We start from the raw sequence: 19,566 nt of genomic DNA, 5'->3' as shown, positions 1-19,566 counted from the left end.
TGACGCCTGAGGGCTCGCCCACCAGTCGGACGGGGCCCGGGGCCGACTCACTCGGCCAGCAGGCCCGACCAGAAGCGCACCATCCGGACCACGTCCCCCACCCCCGCCTTCTGATCCACCTCCGCATGGCTGATGAGAGGCGTGGAGAGCTGGTGTACCTCCGTGTAGGGGCGCAATGCCTCCGCCAGCAACACCGACTCCATCGCTGGAATCACCGTGTCCCCGGCTCCGTGGAGCAGATACACGGGCGAGGCTGGCGCGGGAGACCGGGCTGGCGACATGGACGGGTCCGCAGCGAACTCCTGGACCAGCGGCAGGAGCAGCGGCCCCAGCGCCGCCACGTCCCGCGTGTTCACATACCCCATCAGCTTCGACGCCGGCTCGGGCATGCGGGTCTGCAGCACCCGTGCATGGGCGAACGTCTCCTCCGCGAGCTTGCCGTCCTTCTGCGTCTGGTGAGACGCGCGCAGGAAGGTCCGGATGCCCTCGCGCAGCGGCTCCACCTGCTCCGGTGGAACCAGCCGGTCGGCCACGTTGAGCAGGATGATGACCACGCCGTAGTCATGCGGCGCCAGGCGCGAGCCATCCGGCAGCACCCCACTGCACAAGAAGGCCAGCACCCGGGGCAGGTCCCCATGCCCTCCGAAGGACAGCGTGGCAGCGACCTTGTCTCGCAGCGCGGGCCGTCCCGCCGCGACGACGGAGAGCCCTCCCGAGAAGCTGATGCCGAACAGGTCCACCTTCCCGCCAGGCGCCAGGTCCTCGCGAGAGGCGGTCCACCGGGCCGCGTCCTCGATGACGTCGGGGAGCCGGGGGGTGATTTCGTAGCGCAGGAGGTCCGGCGGCTCCGGCGTGAGCACCGTCTGCCCGCCCGTCGCCAGGTCCTGGGCCAGCTTCACCAGCCGAGGCTCGTCGATGCCCTCGGCATGGACACCCGAGGTCAGCACCACCGTGCGCCCTCGCACCTCGTGGGGACGGTACAGCCGCGCGCGCACCTCGCCGTGACGGGTGGGAACACGCAGCTCGCTGACTTCATAGGGGCCGTTGCGCCACCGGGCCACCCCCTCGGGCACCGAGCCCTCCATCCCCGCCGCTCGCACCACGAATGACAGGCCCGGCAGCCAGTGCACGGCCAGCAGCACCACGCCCACCAGCACCACGGCCAGGCCCAGGCCCAGGTTCCGCCAGGTGGCTCGCCTCACGGGAAGAGGTGCTCCACGAACGTGCACAGCCGCTCGCGCTCGAAGGGCTTCTCCAGGAGCCCTCGCGAGTGACGACCCACGAACTCGCGCGCCTGCGCGGTGAAGGCCCCACCTGTCATGAGCCCGGTGCGAGGCACCAGCTCGGGCGCCAGCCGCTCCAGCTCCACCACGAAGTCCATTCCACTCATTCCCGGCATCATCAAGTCACACAGGATGGCATCGAAGCGCTCGCCCGTGGACAGGCGTCGCAGCGCCTCGCGCGCGTCCTGCACCGCGTGCACCTCGTAGACATCACGCACCAGCCGGCTCACCGAGTTGCCCACGGACGGCTCGTCATCGATGAGCAAGACCCTGCGGCGCACCGCCAGCGGCACCACCACGCCAAGCAACGGCGCCTCGGGCGCGGCGACCGTGCCCACCGCGAGGGCCGGCAGCACCACGCGGAAGGTGCTCCCCCAGTCCTGCACGCTGGTCACCTCGATGCGGCCCCCCATCGCCTGCACCAGTGAGAGACAGATGGACAGTCCCAGCCCCGTCCCCTCGCCCACGGAGCGCGTGGTGAAGAACGGGTCGAAGATGCGGCGCTGCACCTCCGGCGCCATGCCCATCCCGTTGTCGGCGACCTCCAGCTCCACCTGCCCCGCGCGTCCGGTGCGCAGGCTGACGCGCACGCGGTTCTCCTCGGCGGGACGGGCGGGCAGCGCCTGGAGCGCGTTCACCAGCAGGTTCAGCACCACCTGCCCCAGCCGCACCTCGTTGCCGAGGATGGGCGGCACATGCTCCAGGGTGCACACCACGCGGGCCCGATGCGTCAGCTCGTTGCGCACCAACCGCAGCGCGCCCTCCACCGCGCGCAGGACATCCACCGGGCCGTGGCGCTCCTCGTCCCCGCGAGCGAACGTGCGCAAGTCCCGGACGATGGCGTTGACGCGTCCCGCGCCGTCAATCGCATCCGCCACCACCTCGCGCAGCTCCGGCAAGTGCTCCGAGGACAGCGTCGGCTGCGCCAGCAAATCCTTCACATACGCGAGGTTGGAGCTGACGTAGGCCAGGGGGTTGTTGATTTCGTGCGCCACGCCCGCCGCCAGCGTGCCCACCGACGCCATCCGCTCCGCGAGCAGGAGCTGCGACTCCAGGCGCTTGCGGTCGGTGACGTCACGGATGATGGCCACCAGGAACGTCTCCCCGGCACCATTGAACGTGGCCTTCTTCGTCACCAGCACCCGGGACAGTCCCGTCCGGTCCGTGTGCGTCTCCTTGCTCTCTTCGGGGACACCGGAGTGGAACACCTGCTCGTCGCCGCGCCAGTAGCCGTCCGCCTCGTGAGCGGGGACGAACTCGTGGTCGGAGCGGCCCAGCAAGGCCTCCGCGGGGTGACCCATGAAGCGGCAGAAGGCGCTGTTGAGCGCCACCCAGCGGTGCTGCCGGTCCTTCACGAAGAGCGGCTCCGGCACCGCATCCAGCGCACTGCGGAGGAACTCACACGTGCGGCGCAGCGCCTGGAGGTCCCGCTCGCCCGTCTCCGTCTCCAGACGCCGACGCAGCATCACCAGCCTCGCGCCCCAGCCCCGCTCCGGGGATTCGACACACTCGTCAGCGCCGGCCTCCGCCAGCGCCTCGGCCTCCATGCCCTCGCGAGTCGTCAACACCACCAGGTGCGTGCGCGAGGAGACTCGGAGCGCGTGGAGTCGCCGCACGTCCGCGAGCACGTCCTCCAGCGGGCCACCGGAGTCGAACGTCACCAGCAGCCCCTCATCCACCGGAGAGGCAATCACGTCGGCTCCCGTCACGCACAACACGTGGCAGGACTGTCCCGCGCCCGACGCGCGCAAGCCGCGCTCCACCGCAGCCGCCACCGCCGGGGGCACCGCCACCAGTGTCGCGAGCACCGCTTCACACTCCTCGGCCCTGAGAGGCCTTGATGTCACATGGAATGAGACATGGAGACATCCGGCCGGATTGCAGCGCTCCGGCGCCCCAGGGTCAACGTCCGTCCCCATCCGACACCGAGGAACCTCGCCGTCGCGAGGCACCGGAGACCCGACGGGTCGCCGTCGCCACCACACGCGGCCCCACGAGGCAGGCGGCCAGCAACGGACAGCGCTCGCAATTCTCCGGCACCGGCTGCGCGGGACACGCGCCACTCATCCCATAGTGGCAGAGCGCGAAGTCGTAGCGGACGGGGTCCTCCGCATCCAAGGCTCGCAGCGACGTCGTCACCTCTTCCGCCGTGCGCCACGTCAAATCCTTCCGGCGCGTAAGACCCAGATGGCCGGCGATGCGGCCGATGTGCGTGTCCAACGGAATCATCAGGACCGAGGGTGCCACCCGCTTCCAGATGCCGAAGTCGACCGCGTCCGGCCCCCGAACCATCCACCGCAGGAAGAGGTTCAAGCGCTTGGCCGCGCCCGGCCCCAGCGGCGAAGGCAGCAGGTGGTGCAGTCCCCGCTCGGGTCCCATCGCCGCGCGCAGGGGCTCCATGGGCACCCGGCGCAGCGCGGTGGTGAAGGCCCCGAGCGCGCCATGCAGGCTGCCCTCGGCGGCGAGCCCCTGGACGAAGAGGGACTCCAGGTCTCCGTGCTCCCGCAGCGCGCGCCCCATGCCCAACAGCAACACGGCGACATCCGTCCCCACGTTGAAGCGATAGACGAAGCCGTCCAGCAGCGCCTTCGCGCCGGGGATGTCGAGCGCGCGCACGAAGGCGGCGGGTGATGGGCCCATGCGCTGGAGCAGCGAGTCCACCTTGGGGCGGAACAGGTCCGCGCGCCCATAGGCCAGCGCACAGGCGAGCAGCGCGCTCACCTCGATATCGCGAGCGTCCGTGTAGCGGTGGGGGAACTCCACCGGGTCGAACCCGATGCGGGCCCGGGCATCCGTGGAGGCCAGGAAGGCGTCGAGCCGGGGGCGCAGGTGCTCGGCCGCCCGGGGGCTCAGACCGGAGTTCGACTTCGAGCGGCGTGTCACGTCGGGGCTCCCAAATGCTCCTGGAACGGCGGCCCGCCGCCCACGCTTCCCGGGATTCGTCGTCCCGGGAGTCCACGCCCCCTTCCACCAGCGGAAGGGGGCATGGGGGCATCCTACGGAACTACGGACTGACGGCGAACACGATGTCGTCGTGGTCGTCGTACGACGTGGTGCCGCAAGGCGCCGCGCTGCCGTTGTAGCGGAAGCGAGCGCGCACGGCCTGCAGCGTGCCCGCGGGCAGCGTGTACGTGGCCGTCAGCGTCTGCTGACCCGTCGCGACAGGAGCGACGGTGGCGATCTTCGTCCACACCGGGCTGTTGGCGTTCGGCGCGTGGTACAGGTCCAGCTTGTCCGGACGGACGGCGAAGACCCACACGGTGGCCTCGACACGAATCACCTCGCCGGGGGCGAAGGAATTGCCGCTGACGGTGGACACGCGGATGCGGTCGTTCGACTCGTCGGTGTGATACGCGCCGGAGACGCCGTCCGCGCAGGAGTTGTTGATGGTGTTGGGGGCGTGAGCCTCGGGCCCCAGGCCGGCGCGGCCGTTGAGCAGCGTGGTGGAGTCACACACGTTGCCCACGTTGGAGCAGCGCGGAACGCGCAGCACCGTGTCGTAGATGGCGTTGCTGGAGGCGTTGGCGCTGGTGACGGTGACGGCGGTGCTGGTGGTGGCGTTGCCGATGAGGTCATACGCCCTCGCCGTCACGACGTGGCTGCCGTTGGCGACCGCGGCGGAGTTCCACGCGGACGCGTGAGGCAGCGTGGTGGCGGTGCCCACGAGGTTGCCGTCCACCAGGAACTCCACGCGGCTGATGCCCGTGTTGTCCGTGGCGTTGGCGGCGAGCGTGACGAGGCCAGAGACGGTGGCGCCGGCGGTGGGCGCGGTAACGGCCACGGTGGGCGGCACGCTGTCGGAGACCGCCGCGGTGCCCTTGGCCAGCTCCGCCATGTACGCCCCCGCGACCTTCGCGAACTTCAGCGCGTGGTTCGCGTTGTTGCCGCTCTTCACCAGCGTGTCACCCGAGGTGTGGATGAGGTTGTTGTGCTGGCCCATCAGCGCCTCGAAGGGAATCGACGCGGCGAAGCCCGCGTTCGTCCACGAGGCGTGGTCCGAGCACGCGTAGCCGCACGTGGAGTTCGCCGCCTGGATGCCCGGCACGTAGGTGGAGATGAGGCTGGTGATGAACGCGTTCTGCGCCGCGTTCGTGAAGTCCGTCATCAGCGCGACGTCGATGGTGGAGCCCTTGAAGTTCGTCATGTCGAGCTGCAGCGCGCCAATGACGTTGGCCCCGGAGTTCTTGTGCGAGTCGGCGATCTCCTTGGAGCCGCGCAGGCCCACTTCCTCGGCGGCGTACGCCATGAACTTCACCGTCTTGGCCGGCTGGTAGCCGTTGGCCATGGCCACGCGGATGACCTCCGAGATGGTGGCGATGCCGGACGCGTCATCGTCGGCGCCAGGGGCCGCGCTGGAGGAGCTGGTGGAGTCCAGGTGACCGCCCAGGACGACGATCTCCGACGGCGTCACCGAGCCGGTGATGGTCATGATGACGGACGGCTGCGCCCACGCCGCGTGGGTGAACAACTGGACGGTGACGTCACCGCCCGCCTGCGCGCGCGGACCCGCATAACCCTCCCACAACGTCTTCAGCCAGTTGGCCGCCTGCACGCCCGTGGTCGACGTGTAGTAACGCGTGGTGTAGCTGGACAGGTGGGTGATGTTCGCCAGGATGTTCGGCTCGGCCATGCTCGCCAGCAGCGTGTTGACGACCGGGCCGTTGTCCAGCGTGTACGTCACCGCCAGCGGGCTCAGGTGCGTCTGGCCGCCACCGGCGACCGCCGCCAGGGCCTCAGCCTCCGTGTCGTGGTAGACGAAGCCGCCGCAGCGGTTGAGCTTGTCGTGCATCACCCGGGAGACCCGGTCGATTTCCGACTCGGGCAGCTTGAGGGCGACGACGTCACCCTTCTGCCCCGCAAGGGAGGGAACCTTCGCGCCCGCGACGATGAACGCGGCGTTCACCTCCGACAGGGCGTCAGCGCCGAGAGTGATCCACACCTCTCGCTCCGACGCCTTCGCGAACGCCGAGACACAACCGAGCATCAACACCAACGAAGCCAGTCGCTTCATGTGCATGGGGCTCCTCCTCTTTCGGGAGGTCTGCTTTGTGGGGAACGACCTGCAAACCTATTCGCGACAGAGCAGCGAATGTTGACTACTCTGCGTAAACGTTGCCTGCGGGTCAATCCTCAAACCAGCCCCAATACAGAAAAGCAGTATCAACGGCCAAACGGCTGAATTCCCGGATGTTGATTATCGAGTGAGTTCCCGCACCGCGTGGCCGAGTTCCGGGAGGATGAGCGCGTCCAGCGCCAGTCGCGCGGCCTGCGGAGAACCCGGGAGCGCGAAAATTATCATTCCTTGATACGTGCCTGCGGTCGCCCGGGACATCATCGCGGGGCTGCCAATCTGGCGGAATGACAGCATGCGGAACAGCTCTCCGAAGCCGGGCAGTTCCTTCTCAAACAAAGCCCGCAGCGTCTCCACGGTGGTGTCGCGCCGGCCGATGCCGGTGCCCCCGGTGAAGAGGATGGCTCGAGCGCCCGCCGCCTGGGCCTCCGCCACCGCGGCGCGGATGGCCTCCGGGTCATCCTTCACGACGATGTAACCGGCGATGCCGTGGCCCGCGGCCTCCAGTCCCTCGCGGAGCACCTTGCCGCTCGCATCACGCGAGGCGTCACGGCTGTCCGAGCACGTCACGACGAAGGCACTGACGTGAACGGGCGCGCGCGACTTGTGCTCCTGAGGCACGTTCCCCTCGGGGGCCCCCTGTGAGTGGCCCCCGTGCGAGTGCTCGTGGCCGTGGGAGTGGCCCCCATGCGAGTGCTCGTGGTCATGCCCGTGGCCCCCGTGCTCGTGGCCGTGGGAGTCGCCCCCGCGCTCGTGCGTGTGGCCGTGCTCATGCGTGTGAGGGTGCTCGTGCGCATGGGTGTGCTCGTGCGCGTGGGTATGCCCGTCCTCGTGCTCATGAGGATGGCTGTGCCCGTGCTCGTGCTTGTGTGCATGAGTGCGCACTTCGCCATGGTCATGCCCGGGCTCGTGGCCATGGTCATGCCCTTGGCCGTCGCCATGACGGGGGTCGTGGTCGTGTCCGTCGTGTGCCATGTCAGGACTCCGTTGCGTCTGGCGCTTCAGGAATTGTCGGGGAGGTCGACGACGAGGGAGCCGTCCTGCACCTCGACCGTCACTGTCGGCTGGTCGTCACAGACCCCCGGGGAGGTCTCGTTGCGGCCCGTGTCCATGTCGAAGCCGACCTCATGACACGGGCAGACGACGAGGTTGTCCTCGATGCGACCTCCGGACAGCAGGCAGCCCGCGTGGTTGCACCAATCATCAAGGCCCTTGTATCGGCCGTGAATCTTCGCGATGCAGACGTTGCGCTTGCCCACTTCGTAGCCGCGCATTTCCTTTTCGGCGAAGTCCGCCGGTCCGAGCTTGATCTTCGTCATCGCCGTCCTTTTCCCACAACGAGGAGCGGCCTGCATCCCCGTTCCCCGGGCATTACCTTCCTCCGCGTGACTCCCGCCGTGACCGCTCCCATCGTCGACAAAGCCACCGTTGCCCAGGTCCTCCGGGACATCTCCCTGCTGCTCCAGCTCCAGGGCGAGAACGGCTTCCGCTCTCGCGCCTACGACATGGGGGCCGACCGCATCCTCGGCCTCACCCAGGACCTGGGCGCCATCGTCTCGGAAGGACGCCTGGAGAGCCTCCCAGGCATCGGCCCCGCGCTCGCCGAGAAGATCTCCGAGCTGGTGACCACCGGACGGATGACCTACTTCGAGGACCTGCGCGCGAAGTTCCCCCCGGGCCTGCTGGAGCTGATGAAGCTGCCGGACATCGGCCCCCGCAAGGTGGCCACGCTCTGGAAGGAGCTGGGCATCGGCTCCGTCGAGGAGCTGGAAGCGGCCTGCCGCGAGGGCCGCGTGCGCGAGCTCAAGGGCTTCGGCGCGAAGAGCGAGGCGAAGATCCTGGAGGGCATCGCCCTGTTCAGGCGCGCTCGCGGCGAGCGCAAGCTCCTGGGGGACGTCCTCCCCCTCGCAGAGGCCCTCCTGGAGCGCGTGCGCGCCTCGCCCGGCGTGGTGCGCGCCAGCCTGGGTGGCAGCGTGCGCCGCCGCGCGGAGACGGTGTCGGACGTGGACATCATCGCCTCGGCCCCCGACGCCGGGCCCGTGCTGGACGCGCTGGCCACCTCCCCCGGTGTCGCCACCGTGCTGGGCAAGGGCGACAGCAAGTGCTCCGTGCGCATGGAGGCCGGAGACCTCCAGGTGGACCTGCGCGTGCTACCGGACGAGGACTTCGCCACCGCCCTCCATCACTTCACCGGCTCCAAGGCCCACCACATCCGCCTGCGCAACCTGGGCCACGAGCGGGGCATGAAGATCTCGGAGTGGGGCGTGCACCGCGACGACGGCACCAAGCTCCCCGTGAAGGACGAGGCGGCGCTCTACGCGCTGCTCGACATGCAGTTCGTGCCGCCGGAGCTGCGCGAGGACAACGGCGAGGTGGAGGCCGCCCGCGCCGGCACGCTGCCCACGGACCTGGTCACGATGGAGGACGTCCAGGGCGCCGTCCACGCGCACACCACCTGGTCCGACGGACGCAACTCCCTGGAGGAGATGGCGCGCGCCGCGAAGGCGATGGGGCTGAAGTACCTCACCATCACCGAGCACAGCGAAGCGGCCATCTACGCGGGCGGACTCAAGGTGGACGCGCTCAAGCGCCAGTGGGAGGAGATCGACCGCGTCAACGAGGCAGTGCCTGGCATGCGGCTGCTCAAGGGCATCGAGGTGGACATCCTGGAGTCCGGCGCGCTCGACTATGAAGACCAGGTGCTGGAGCAGCTCGAGGTCGTCATCGCCTCCATCCACGTGCGGCACAGCATGGACGAGGAGCAGATGACGCGCCGGGTGCTCACCGCGCTGGACAACCCGTACCTGCACATCCTCGGACACCCCACGGGCCGGCTCCTCCAGAGCCGCGAGCCCTATCCGCTCCGGATGGAGGACGTCCTGGAGCACGCCGCGAAGCGCGGCGTGGCGGTGGAGATCAACGGCAAGCCCGCACGGCTGGACATCAAGGCCGAGTACGTCCGGAAGGCCACGCAGCTCGGCGTGAAATTGGTGGTGAGCTGCGACGCGCACCGCCAGGAGGACCTGGGCAACCTGGCCTATGCGGTGTCCACCGCCCGGCGCGGCTGGGCGCGAAAGCAGGACGTGTTGAACACGCTGCCGGCGGAACGCTTCCTCGCCGCGCTGCGCGCCGGGCGGTGATAGGCTCCGGCGCGCGCCGATGTCCCGCCTGTCACCGCTCGCCCTCGCACTGTGCCTCGTCACCCTGCCCGCCTCCTCCGCGGACCCGGGCAAGCCCTCGCGCGCCGACCTCCAGCGGGTGATGGAGCAGCACAGCCGCTCGGTGGTGACGGTCAATGGCCCCCGCCGCGCCAGCCCGGGCGTCTTCGTGGGCTCCGCCGGACAGGTGCTCACCTCCATGGAGCCCGTGGGCCTGGAGTATGTGGGCCTCAATGTCGCCACCGTGGAGCACGAAGGCCAGGCCCTGCCCGCGCGCGTGCTGCTTGCCAACGTGGCGCTGAAGGTCGCCGTCGTCGCCGCTCCGGACGGCACCTACCCCGCGGTGCCCGTGCGGCTCCTCAAGGAAGGCGACAGCCTGGAGGGGCGCTGGGTCGTGGGCGTGGTGCCCGGCGCCCGGAACCGTCCCGCGAAGCCGGAGGCCGCCCAGGCCACGCGCGCGCCGGCCCCCTTCTATGACGTCCCCCTCGCCCTGCCCCCCGGCAGTCCCCTGTTCGACTCGGATGGACGGGTGGTGGCGGTGGTGGTGCAGCGCACCCGACGCGGCTGCAGGGTGCTCCCCCTGGGCGAGGTGAAGCTCACCCTCGCCTCCTCGAACGAGCCATGAATCAGACGGTGGCGACTCCCTGGCGTCCCAACGCCGTGCAGGAAGCCGTGGGCCTGTGGGCCCTGGGCTTCGCGGGCATCATCGCCGCGTTCCTCATCTTCGGCGGCACCAGCGTCCCCAAGCTCGTGGCGACAGTGGGCTTCCTCTACCTGCCGCTCGTCCCCATGCGCTGGCGCGACGAGGACTACCGCGACTACGGCCTGTCCCTGCGCGCCTGGCGCGAGGACGTGCGCCTGTTCCTCGTGCTCTCCGCCGTGGTGGGCCCGCTCTTCTTCCTGGCCTTCGCCGGCTTCGCGGAGCTCCTGCCGCACCTGCCGGAGACGCTCGCGCGATACCTCACGCCGCTGGGAGGCGAGGTCCACTTCCGCCTCCGGCTGCCGCCGCGCTTCGGGGAGTGGGTGGTGGATCAGCTCTTCGTCGTGGCCCTGCCCGAGGAGTTCTTCTACCGGGGCTTCGTCCAGACGCGCCTGCGGGACGCCTGGCCCCAGGGCCGCAAGTTCCTGGGCGCCCGGCTGGGGCCCGCCTTCTGGGTGACGGCGGTGCTCTTCGCCCTGGGGCACCTGGCCATCTTCCAGGCGTGGCGCCTGTCCGTGTTCTTCCCCGCCCTGCTGTTCGGCTGGATGCGCGAGCGCACCGGCACCGTCGTGGGCGCCGCGCTGTTCCACGCGGCCTGCAACCTCTTCATCCGAGTGCTAGAGGTGTCGTTCTTCGGCGGGCCCTGACGGAGCCTCGCCTGGAGCCGTCATGTCTTCGTTGGACCCCGCCACGAGCGCCTCGCTCGACGCCCGCTGTGCCCTCCACCCCGACACCGTGGCCACCGCCGCGTGTCAGCGCTGTGGCACCTTCGCGTGCCACCTCTGCCTGCAGTGGGCGCGCGACGGGCGGCGCTACTGCGGCGCCTGCGCGGAGAGGGCCCTTCCACCTCTAGCCTCCCGGGAAGACCGCTTCCTCGCCAACCTGGTGGACTCCTTCGTCGTCTTCGTCCCCTTCATCGCGGGACTCGTCATGTTGGCGCTCACCAGCGAGCCGACGGACGAGGAGTTCGTCTCGTTCGGCTTCGTGCTGTTCGGACTCCTCGGCTCGCTCGTGCTGTGCCTCGTGCAGCTCTACCTCTCCGGGCAGAACGGACAGAGCCTGGGCAAGCGCTGGCGCCACATCCGCGTGGTGAGGATGGACGGAAGCCATGTTTCACTCGCGCGAATCATCTTCTTGCGCAACCTGCTCCCCAGCTTCCTGAACCAGGTGCTGTGCGTGTTTGGCCTTGCCGACGCCATCTGCATCTTCCGGGACGACCGGCGCTGCATCCACGACTACCTGGCGGACACCCAGGTCATCCAGGTCCCCGAGCACGAGCGCGGCGGCACCCCGTCCTACCGGGGTTGATTCCACCCCAGCTCCCGGGAAACCCGTTATTCCCTTCCCCTGGGCGGGTGGAAAAATGCCGGGATAATTCACCGATAATTCTCGTCCGCTGCGACAGGAGTCACCCTGGACTCCAGTAAAGGTCCTGCCCGAATTCCACCCTCAGAAGAATGAGACATACGTCCAGTCTCACAAAAGGGCCGGAATCACTGAAACACTGGCAAAAATAAGCGGAGAAAGCGGGGATGGCGCGTCGCAGCACGCAGATCCGAAACTCCATGTGACGTCAGCGCGACAATCTTCACATCCCCCGCTGTCAATGAGCTTCGAATGACCATCCGTCGAGTCGACACCAAGCCTGTCAGCGTCCGTCCCGCAACCACCGAGACCCAGCCGAAGAACACGGCGAAGGCCGCCACCCCGCTGACCACCAAGGACGGCTTCGGCCCCTCGGCGCGTCCCACGGAGCTGGCGCGTGCGGAGAAGACGCTGACCCAGGCCCCCGCTGGTCCTGGCCGGATTGCGCTGACCAGCCCCGAGGCGCAGCAGGCCGTGCAGGCCTCGCTGAACCACATCAACCCGCTGAAGGGCGCGCAGACGCTGCTGCCCCAGCCCACCACGTTCGTTCCCGCCAACGTCGAGCGCGACGCGCTCGGCATGACGCACGTCCGCCTGGACCGCGTTCACGAGGGCGTGAAGGTCTTCGGTGAGCAGATCATCTCCCACCTGAACAAGGACGGCCAGGTGACGGGCGTCACTGGCGAGCAGTCCACGGTGCCGGCCGGCCTGGGCCGCGAGCTGCCCAAGCTGAACACGCAGTCCGCCATCGACATCGCGCGCAAGGAGTTCGGCCTCAAGCCGGACAAGCAGCCGAACGCCGAGCGGGTCATCTACCAGGACAAGGCCGGCCAGTACCACTCCGCGTACCGCGTGCAGATGCAGGCGATCGAAGGCCAGGACCGCCCCCAGAAGATGAACTACCTGGTGGATGCGAACACCGGGAAGATCTTCGAGTCCTTCAACGAGATTGGCGGGTTCTACGGCTCGAACCGCGCGGCCCCCAAGGGCGCGGCGGCTCCGGAGCCCATCACCGCGACGTCCACCACGAAGGCGGAGATCGTCGACCAGGGCACCGTCACGTCGAAGCTCGCCTTCGACAAGGACGTGACCATCGACAAGCTGAAGCTGGACCTGGACATCGCCCACACGTTCAAGGGCGACCTGAAGGTCACGCTGACCAGCCCCTCCGGCACGAGCGCCGTGGTGCACGACCGCAAGGGCGGGAGCACGGACGACGTGAAGGGCTCGTTCGACCTGAGCGCGTTCGCCGGTGAGAGCGCCAAGGGCGAGTGGACGCTGACCGTCGAGGACAAGGCCCGGCTGGACAAGGGCACGCTGAACGGCTGGGGCGTGAGCGTCACCCCGACGGAGACCAAGCCCCCCGTCGAGGAGCCGCCCACGAACAAGACGGTGGACGACACGTCGCTGTACAGCGGCAAGGTGGCCCTGGAGACCACGAAGGGCGCGGATGGCAAGTACACGCTCGAGGACAGCACGCGCGGCAAGGGCGTGAACACCTACGACGCGATGAACAAGACGACGGCGTCGGGCAAGACGCAGATGACCGACGACAACAACGTCTGGGGCGAGGCCTCCGACGGTCCGCGCACCAAGGCGGCCGTGGACGCGCACTACGGCGCCGCGATGACCTACGACTTCTACAAGGACGTCCTGGGCCGCGACTCCATCGACGGCGCGGGTGAGGCGCTCAACTCCTTCGTCCACGTGCGCACCAACTACGTCAACGCGTTCTGGGACGGCACGAAGATGAGCTACGGCGACGGCGACGGCAAGACGTCCGGCCCGCTCACCGCGCTGGACATCGCCGGCCACGAAATCACCCACGGCCTGACGGAGCGCACCGCCGGCCTCATCTACCGCAACGAGTCCGGTGGTCTGAACGAGGCGTTCAGCGACATCATGGGCGCGGGCGTGGAGTGGTACGCGTCCACGAAGAACCCGGACGTGAAGTTCAACTGGACGGTGGGCGAGACGGCCTGGACGCCGACGAACGGCTCCAACGAGGACGGCCTCCGTTACATGAACGACCCGAAGAAGGACGGGTACTCCATCGACAACTACAAGGACTACCCGAAGCAGACGGAAGTCCACGGCTCCAGCGGCATCGCCAACAACGCCTTCTACCTGCTGGCGAACGGCGGCACGAACAGCACGTCCAAGCTCGAGGTGAAGGACGGCATCGGCATGGACAAGGGCCTGAAGATCTACTACCGCGCCCTGGCCCACTACATGACGCCGAACACCACGTTCGCCCAGGCCCGCGCCGCGACCATCACCGCGGCCACGGACCTGTACGGCGCGGACTCCGCCGAGGTGGCGAAGGTCAAGGAGAGCTGGACCGCCGTCGGCGTGAACTAACGCTGATGGCGGGGCCGAGGGCGGGGACCGAACTCCTCGCCCTCCGGATCCAGCCGCCACGACTGTGATTGCAGTCCCGAGGCCTGGGAACTCACGCCAGCCCACTGGCGCAAGAGCTCCCGGGCCTCGTCGCGTTCGGCCTCCGGCAGCTGCGATATCCGCGCGCCGTGATTGCCCCCCGCCACCGTGTAGAGCACGGCCTCGCGAGCGTTGCCCAGTTCGACCGCGGCCGCGGTCCACGGGTCATGGCCGCCGTAGATGAACATCAGCCGCTCGCCTTCCGTGGCGACCCAGCGCTGGATGTCCGGCATCGCCTCCGGACGGAAGACGGTGCTCACCCCGCTCGGGACGTACTGCGCCGGCACGTCGGTGCCCGGGTACTGGAGCACGTCCGCCAGGTGGTTCTCGAAGGGACTGGGGAAGCCCAGCTCCACCGCGGCCTGGTAGTGATACGGGCCGTAGTCCTCCACGTCCGCGTCGGAGAAGAAGTCGAGCCCCATGCGCCCGTCCAGTTCGTCCATGAGCGCGGCGTCGCTGGCGGAGGGCTCGGGCACGGTGCCGCAGCGGGAGAGGCCGTCGTACTGCCAGAAGTAGAAATAGTGCTCGATGACGGCATGCTCGAAGGCGCGCTCCCGGCCGAGGTGCTCGAAGGTGAGGCCGCGCTGGAGGGCCCGCGCATCCATCAGCGGCAGCAGGGCCGCGCGCCGCGACAGGGCCGCGCGCTGGAAGGCCTTCAGCCGCTCGCGGCAGGACGCCTCGCTTACGGCCTCCTGGAAGGTGATGAACCGCTCATCGTCGAAGCGGGCCAGGGGCGCCACGTAGGCCACCGTCGCGTCCACGTCCTGGGGATGGAAGCGGCGGAAGAACACCATCGTCTCGCCGCCCTTGCTCGCGCCCGTGGAGAGCCAGCGGGTGGGATACAGCGGCTTGAAGGCCTCGACGATGCGGTGGAAGTCGTCCGCGGACTGCCGGATGGTGAGCTGGCTCCAGTCGGTGGGTACGGGGCGGCTTGGGCCGAAGTAGCGGTGCTCCACGGAGAGCTGGTTGGCGCCGAGCATCTGGGTGGGCTCGCGACGCGAAGGCTCCGTGGAGACGAAGTAGCCGCCCGAGTAGAGCACCATGGGGCTCGCGCTCGAGACGTGCAGGAGCGTCAGGCGCTGCCGGAAGCGCTGGCCGTCCGGACGCGCATGGTCCACCGGCTGCTCGAACTCCATGACGAAGAAGCGATGGCCCGGCAGTTGCGCCCCCGCCGGCTCCTCGCGCACCGTGAGGCCCGGAATGGCGGCCAGCCGCGCGAGGAGGTCCTCCTCCGTCGGCGGAGACTCCCCGTCGTCACAGGCCGTCAGGAGGTACAGCAGCAGCACGCAGGCGAGACGCCCGCGACGCGAGAGGGGCTCGGCGAAAGACATGGCGCTCCCGTTCCGGCCGGGCACCACCGCCTGCGACATGCGAGCACGGCAGCCCGGCGTGTGGCGGCGAGGCTACTCCGATTCGCGCGACATCTCTGACCGGTCCCGGCGCGCGCGCCCAGGGCGCCCAGGACTCGACGCTGGCGAGCCCGGTGCGCGGGGCTCGGGCCCAGGGCACCGCGGACTCGGCGCTGGTGAGCCCGGTGCGCGGGGCTCGCGCTCAGGGCGCCGAGGACTCGGCGCTGGTGACCACCGAGGCGACCGGGCGCCGGTCATCCTGTGGCACCCCGTCCATCAACAACATCATCGTGTGCGCGCTCACGTGACGCAGCGCCTTCGCGGCGGCGTACTCAGGAGAGGACCACCACGCGCGCGCCTGCTCGACGGAGGGGAACTCCAGCAGGACGAAGCGCGGCGGCTGCCACGAGCCCTCGAGCGCCTCGGTCGCCCCACCCCGGACCAGGTAGCGGCCTCCGTAGTGGGCGATGGAGGGCGGCGCGAGCTGTTTGTAGCGCTCGTAGGTCTGCACGTCATGCACCGAGACTTCGACGACGACGTAGGCAGGCATGGGCGCTCCTGACGTGGCTCAGAACACGAAGGGGAAGCGCACGGGGCCTCCCTGCTCCTGGTGCTTGGGGAAGACCCAGGCGCCGACCTTGGCCTCGATGCAGCGCGCGAACGGCGTGCCTCGCAGCGAGCCCGTCTCGGTCACGACCTCGGACACCTCTCCGCTCGGGAGGATGGACCAGCGCACCACCACGCGAGCCCCCGCGTCCACCGGGCGCGGCTTCACGTCGGCGCACGCCGTGACTTCGCCCTTGTTGGCGAGCACCACCTCGAACACATCCGACTGCGCCAGCGACACGCGCGGATTCTGGATGGGCGCCACGGGCGGGATGTAGACGGACGGCGCCTCGTCGCGCGAACGCGAGCCCGCCGCGGGCCCCGACAGCTCCCGCGCGAAGTCCTCGTCGAGCCCCAGGTCGTCATCCGAGCCCGCCGGCGCGGGAACGGCGCGCGCGGGCTCCACCGCGGGCACGGGCGGCGGCGCCACGGGCCGCGCTCCGGAAGCGAGCTTGACCTCGGGCACGCGAGGCGACACAGCGCCGACACCTGGCGCGGCCTCGACGTCCCGCTCCTGGCTGGACGAAGCCGCGCTCGCCCTCACGGACGTCGCGAGCCCTCCGCCCGCCACGGCCAGCACCGGCACCGCGCCACCCCGCTCCACGGCGGCGACGCCCGCGAGCGAAGGACGGGCCTGGGCGACCACCGGCGGCGTCGGCAGGAGCGGGGCCGCCGTCACCGCCACGGGAGCGACGGCGCCCCCCAGCGGCGCGGGAGTCGCGGCCACGGCCTCGGCGGGCACTGGCGCGGCGACCACGGCTTCGACAGGCGGCGTGCTCACCACGGCCACGACGGGCGCGGCCACGACTTCCGTCGGTGCGGGCTTGAACAGCTCCGCGACATTCATCCGGGCGAGCAGCGCCGAGGCGCCATCCCAGCGTCCGAACAATCCCATCACGAGCGCGACAGTCACTCCGCCCGCGACACCACCGGCCAACGTGAACCACCAGCCGCCCACGCGAGTGCGGGCCTCCACCTGCTCGGAGACCTCGCTGACGTCCGCGAGCACCGCATGCTTTCCCACGACGTCCGCGGGCGCACTGGACGCAGCCCGAGGGGAGGCCTCGACGGCCCATGCGGGGATGCCCGAGGACTCCGCTGCGGTCGCCGCCATGCTCGCGGGCAGTTCGGGCCCCTCGGCGAAGGCGGCCGACAGGGCTTCGTCCACGGCGGCGCTGAGCTCCAACGCCAGGGGGAGCGGCGACAGCGATTGGATCAGCTCCGGAACCTGTCCCACCGGCTGCCACGCCTCGAAGCCCACGCGCCAGCACAGCGAGTCAGGCCCCAGTTCGCCGCGCTCCCAGGGCGCCTTGAGGGCCTCCGCGTCGAAGGGCCCCACGGGCTTGGCGCCCAGCACGATGAACCAGGCGTGCTTCTCGGTGGGGACCGGCGTCGGCGCGGGCTCCTCTTCCACCACGGACGACACGAGCGAGCGACGCACGCCCTTGTGCAGCCGCTCTCCATGCACGTCGCCGCGAGCGCGTGACGCCGCCTTCGGCACCCGTGGGTTCTTGTCCGTGCGCAGCTTGCTGACGAAGACGTCCAGCTCCGCCTCGGACACGCCACCGAACACGGGGGTGCCTCCGCCTTCAGGCTCCGTCGTGCCCCCCGGAACGTCCTCCGGCAGGCCCTTTCCTTCCCGTGAGTCGCCGACCATTCGCCAGCTCCTTGATTCCGCCCCCGCCCAGGCTCCGTGTGAATCCCTCAATGGAATGCCGATGGGCGATTTCGTCAACGGAGAGTCTCTGCGCGAAGGTGGCCAGGATCCACACTCAATGAGGATTCCAGATGGAATTCTCCATCCTCATTCCGGATAAATCGGCACACCTCCTCACATGGACGCACGAATGCGGTGAAATGCCTTCAACCGCGCCTGGGTCAGAGTCGCTCTATTCCTTCAGGGCGGCGGTGAACTGCATCAGCGTCTTCTTCGCGTCCCCCAGCACCATCATTGTGTTGGAGCGGACGAAGAGCTCGTTCTCGATGCCGGCGAAGCCCGGGTTGAGCGAGCGCTTGAGCACCACGCACGTCTTCGCCATGTCCGCGGAGAGGATGGGCATGCCGTAGATGGGGCTGCTCTGGTTGGAGCGCGCCGCTGGATTGACGACGTCATTGGCGCCCACCACCAGCGCGACGTCCGTGGCGGTGAAGTCGTCGTTGATGACGTCCAAATCATACAGGTGGTCATACGGGACGTTGGCCTCCGCCAGCAGCACGTTCATGTGCCCCGGCATCCGTCCGGCCACCGGGTGGATGGCGTAGCGCACGTCGCAGCCGTTGGCCTGGAGGATGTTGGCCAGGTCCCGCACCGCGTGCTGCGCCTGCGACACGGCCATGCCGTAGCCCGGGACGACGATGACGGAGCGGGCCGCGCGCAGCACCTCGGCGGCCTCCTCCACGCTCCCCACGTTGGGAGCGGGCCCCGACGGCGCCGCGCCCTCCGTGACGGCCTTGGCCTCCGGCGCCGCGCCGAACGCACCGAAGAGCACGTTGGCGAACGAGCGGTTCATCGCCTTGGACATCATCATGCCCAAGAGGAAGCCGGAGAAGCCGTCCAGCGCGCCGCAGATGATGAGGACGTTGTTGCCCAGCGCGAAGCCCGTGGCCGCCGCCGCCAGGCCCGCATAGGAGTTGAGCAGACAGATGACCACGGGCATGTCCGCGCCGCCGATGGGCAGCACCAGCAACACGCCAAGCAGCACGCCCAGCGTCGCGACGGAGTAGAAGGCCCACGACGCGTCGGGTGAATAGACGAGCAGGCCAATCAACCCCAGCGTGCCGACAATCATCAGCATGTTGGAGATGTTCTGCCCCGGGTACGTGACGGGCCGGCCGGTGATGAAGCCCTGGAGCTTGCCGAAGGCCATGATGCTGCCGGTGAAGGTCAGCGCGCCGAGCGCCACCTCCAGGCCCGTGGCGGTGATTTGCAGCGTGCTCATGTTGGGGCCGCCGTGCTGCAGGTACTCGACGACGCCGACGAGCCCCACCGCCAGGCCACCGAAGGCATGCGAGAGCGCGATGCGCTCGGGCATCTTCGTCATGGGAATCCACAAGCCCATGCCCGTGCCCACCGCGGAGCCGATGAGCAGCGCCACGACAATCCACTCCCACCGCACGATGACCTGCGTCACGCCCACGCCGTACAGCAGCGTGCCGGCGACGGCGGCCACCATGCCAATCTCCGCCAGCAGCACACCCCGCCGGGCCGTCTGCGCGTCGCCCAGGTCCTTCAGGCCGAGCACGAAGAGGATGGAGGCGCCCAGGTACAGCAGTTGGACGAACGTCTCCGTGAGGGACAGGGTCATCGCGCGCCGCCCTTCTTCTTGAACATCCGAAGCATGCGGTCGGTGATGAGGAAGCCGCCCACGACGTTGATGGTGGCGGCCAGCACCGCCACCGCGCCGAGCATCGTGGACACCGTCCCGTAGTGCCCACCCGCCGCGAGCAGCGAGCCCACCAGGGAGATGCCGGAGATGGCGTTGGTGAAGGCCATCAGCGGCGTGTGCAGGAGGTGCGGCACCTTGGAGATGACCTGGTAGCCCGTGAAGGCCGCCAGGAAGAAGACGTAGAGGCCGAAAATGAGCGTCAGCGACAT

The 19,566-nt window shown here is 69.3% G+C and carries 16 protein-coding genes; 5 read left to right on the top strand and 11 right to left on the bottom strand.

Translation table 11 applies throughout. The annotated features are described in order from the left end of the window. Nucleotides 1-47: 47 nt before the first annotated feature. The 6 genes from LZ199_RS00745 to LZ199_RS00715 form a co-directional block, all read right to left on the bottom strand. The gene (locus tag LZ199_RS00745) at nucleotides 48-1,202 is read right to left on the bottom strand and encodes a dienelactone hydrolase family protein (RefSeq protein ID WP_253991687.1); all 1,155 of its coding nucleotides are present in this window, start codon (nucleotides 1,200-1,202) and stop codon (nucleotides 48-50) included. Continuing rightward, complete coding sequence (locus LZ199_RS00740; RefSeq protein ID WP_253991686.1) at nucleotides 1,199-3,091, bottom strand: ATP-binding protein; 1,893 nt, start codon at nucleotides 3,089-3,091, stop codon at nucleotides 1,199-1,201. Before LZ199_RS00740 ends, LZ199_RS00745 begins: the two co-directional genes overlap by 4 nt. Nucleotides 3,092-3,185: 94 nt before the next feature. Next, nucleotides 3,186-4,166, bottom strand: coding sequence for a TIGR02757 family protein (locus LZ199_RS00735; RefSeq protein ID WP_253991685.1), 981 nt, complete (start codon nucleotides 4,164-4,166; stop codon nucleotides 3,186-3,188). A 121-nt stretch (nucleotides 4,167-4,287) separates the two neighbouring features. Then, entirely contained in the window at nucleotides 4,288-6,300 is a 2,013-nt protein-coding gene (locus tag LZ199_RS00730) for a M20/M25/M40 family metallo-hydrolase (RefSeq protein ID WP_253991684.1), read from the bottom strand. A gap of 177 nt (nucleotides 6,301-6,477) precedes the next feature. Then, complete coding sequence (locus LZ199_RS00725; protein ID WP_253992056.1) at nucleotides 6,478-6,975, bottom strand: MogA/MoaB family molybdenum cofactor biosynthesis protein; 498 nt, start codon at nucleotides 6,973-6,975, stop codon at nucleotides 6,478-6,480. 380 nt (nucleotides 6,976-7,355) lie between these two features. Further along, on the bottom strand, nucleotides 7,356-7,673 hold the full coding sequence (locus tag LZ199_RS00715) for a Rieske (2Fe-2S) protein (protein WP_253991683.1): 318 nt from the start codon (nucleotides 7,671-7,673) through the stop codon (nucleotides 7,356-7,358). 78 nt (nucleotides 7,674-7,751) lie between these two features. On the opposite strand from LZ199_RS00715, the gene polX reads away from it, so the two are divergent. The 5 genes from polX to LZ199_RS00690 all read left to right on the top strand — a co-directional run bounded on the left by polX (nucleotide 7,752) and on the right by LZ199_RS00690 (nucleotide 13,938). Next, nucleotides 7,752-9,494, top strand: coding sequence for a DNA polymerase/3'-5' exonuclease PolX (gene polX / locus LZ199_RS00710; RefSeq protein ID WP_253991682.1), 1,743 nt, complete (start codon nucleotides 7,752-7,754; stop codon nucleotides 9,492-9,494). Between the two features lie 19 nt (nucleotides 9,495-9,513). Then, on the top strand, nucleotides 9,514-10,137 hold the full coding sequence (locus LZ199_RS00705) for an MXAN_2756 family trypsin-like serine endoprotease (protein WP_253991681.1): 624 nt from the start codon (nucleotides 9,514-9,516) through the stop codon (nucleotides 10,135-10,137). Further along, nucleotides 10,134-10,859 (top strand): myxosortase MrtX, encoded by a 726-nt coding sequence (gene mrtX / locus LZ199_RS00700; RefSeq protein ID WP_253991680.1) that lies wholly within the window; start codon nucleotides 10,134-10,136, stop codon nucleotides 10,857-10,859. The genes LZ199_RS00705 and mrtX overlap by 4 nt, the downstream gene beginning before the upstream one ends. Before the next feature lie 22 nt (nucleotides 10,860-10,881). Then, nucleotides 10,882-11,520: an RDD family protein gene (locus tag LZ199_RS00695; protein ID WP_253991679.1), complete on the top strand. Its 639-nt coding sequence runs from the start codon at nucleotides 10,882-10,884 to the stop codon at nucleotides 11,518-11,520. 309 nt (nucleotides 11,521-11,829) lie between these two features. After that, nucleotides 11,830-13,938 (top strand): M4 family metallopeptidase, encoded by a 2,109-nt coding sequence (locus tag LZ199_RS00690; RefSeq protein WP_253991678.1) that lies wholly within the window; start codon nucleotides 11,830-11,832, stop codon nucleotides 13,936-13,938. On the opposite strand, the gene LZ199_RS00685 is transcribed toward LZ199_RS00690, so the two are convergent. The 5 genes from LZ199_RS00685 to LZ199_RS00665 form a co-directional block, all read right to left on the bottom strand. Beyond that, a complete protein-coding gene (locus tag LZ199_RS00685; protein ID WP_253991677.1) occupies nucleotides 13,935-15,347 on the bottom strand; it encodes a S28 family serine protease in 1,413 nt (470 codons plus the stop codon). The two genes, LZ199_RS00690 and LZ199_RS00685, sit on opposite strands and share 4 nt — an antisense overlap. Nucleotides 15,348-15,567: 220 nt before the next feature. Continuing rightward, nucleotides 15,568-15,915, bottom strand: a complete 348-nt coding sequence (locus tag LZ199_RS00680; RefSeq protein ID WP_253991676.1) for a DUF1330 domain-containing protein — start codon at nucleotides 15,913-15,915, stop codon at nucleotides 15,568-15,570. A gap of 18 nt (nucleotides 15,916-15,933) precedes the next feature. Further along, nucleotides 15,934-17,628, bottom strand: a complete 1,695-nt coding sequence (locus LZ199_RS00675; protein WP_253991675.1) for a GYF domain-containing protein — start codon at nucleotides 17,626-17,628, stop codon at nucleotides 15,934-15,936. Between the two features lie 232 nt (nucleotides 17,629-17,860). Then, nucleotides 17,861-19,276, bottom strand: coding sequence for an NAD(P)(+) transhydrogenase (Re/Si-specific) subunit beta (locus LZ199_RS00670; protein WP_253991674.1), 1,416 nt, complete (start codon nucleotides 19,274-19,276; stop codon nucleotides 17,861-17,863). Beyond that, a complete protein-coding gene (locus LZ199_RS00665) occupies nucleotides 19,273-19,566 on the bottom strand; it encodes an NAD(P) transhydrogenase subunit alpha (protein WP_141646315.1) in 294 nt (97 codons plus the stop codon). The genes LZ199_RS00670 and LZ199_RS00665 overlap by 4 nt, the downstream gene beginning before the upstream one ends.

This window comes from Myxococcus qinghaiensis (genome assembly GCF_024198215.1).
GTDB lineage: Bacteria > Myxococcota > Myxococcia > Myxococcales > Myxococcaceae > Myxococcus > Myxococcus qinghaiensis.
This window is presented reverse-complemented; position numbering and strand designations above follow the sequence as displayed.

Excerpts from the sequence above, each read along its gene's own strand:
- mrtX (WP_253991680.1), top strand. The coding sequence starts at position 10,134 with ATGAATCAGACGGTGGCGACTCCCTGGCGTCCCAACGCCGTGCAGGAA.
- LZ199_RS00715 (WP_253991683.1), bottom strand. The coding sequence starts at position 7,673 with ATGACGAAGATCAAGCTCGGACCGGCGGACTTCGCCGAAAAGGAAATG.
- LZ199_RS00730 (WP_253991684.1), bottom strand. The coding sequence starts at position 6,300 with ATGCACATGAAGCGACTGGCTTCGTTGGTGTTGATGCTCGGTTGTGTC.
- LZ199_RS00695 (WP_253991679.1), top strand. The coding sequence starts at position 10,882 with ATGTCTTCGTTGGACCCCGCCACGAGCGCCTCGCTCGACGCCCGCTGT.
- LZ199_RS00665 (WP_141646315.1), bottom strand. The coding sequence starts at position 19,566 with ATGTCGCTGACGCTCATTTTCGGCCTCTACGTCTTCTTCCTGGCGGCC.
- LZ199_RS00680 (WP_253991676.1), bottom strand. The coding sequence starts at position 15,915 with ATGCCTGCCTACGTCGTCGTCGAAGTCTCGGTGCATGACGTGCAGACC.
- LZ199_RS00685 (WP_253991677.1), bottom strand. The coding sequence starts at position 15,347 with ATGTCTTTCGCCGAGCCCCTCTCGCGTCGCGGGCGTCTCGCCTGCGTG.
- LZ199_RS00670 (WP_253991674.1), bottom strand. The coding sequence starts at position 19,276 with ATGACCCTGTCCCTCACGGAGACGTTCGTCCAACTGCTGTACCTGGGC.
- LZ199_RS00675 (WP_253991675.1), bottom strand. The coding sequence starts at position 17,628 with ATGGTCGGCGACTCACGGGAAGGAAAGGGCCTGCCGGAGGACGTTCCG.
- LZ199_RS00705 (WP_253991681.1), top strand. The coding sequence starts at position 9,514 with ATGTCCCGCCTGTCACCGCTCGCCCTCGCACTGTGCCTCGTCACCCTG.
- LZ199_RS00690 (WP_253991678.1), top strand. The coding sequence starts at position 11,830 with ATGACCATCCGTCGAGTCGACACCAAGCCTGTCAGCGTCCGTCCCGCA.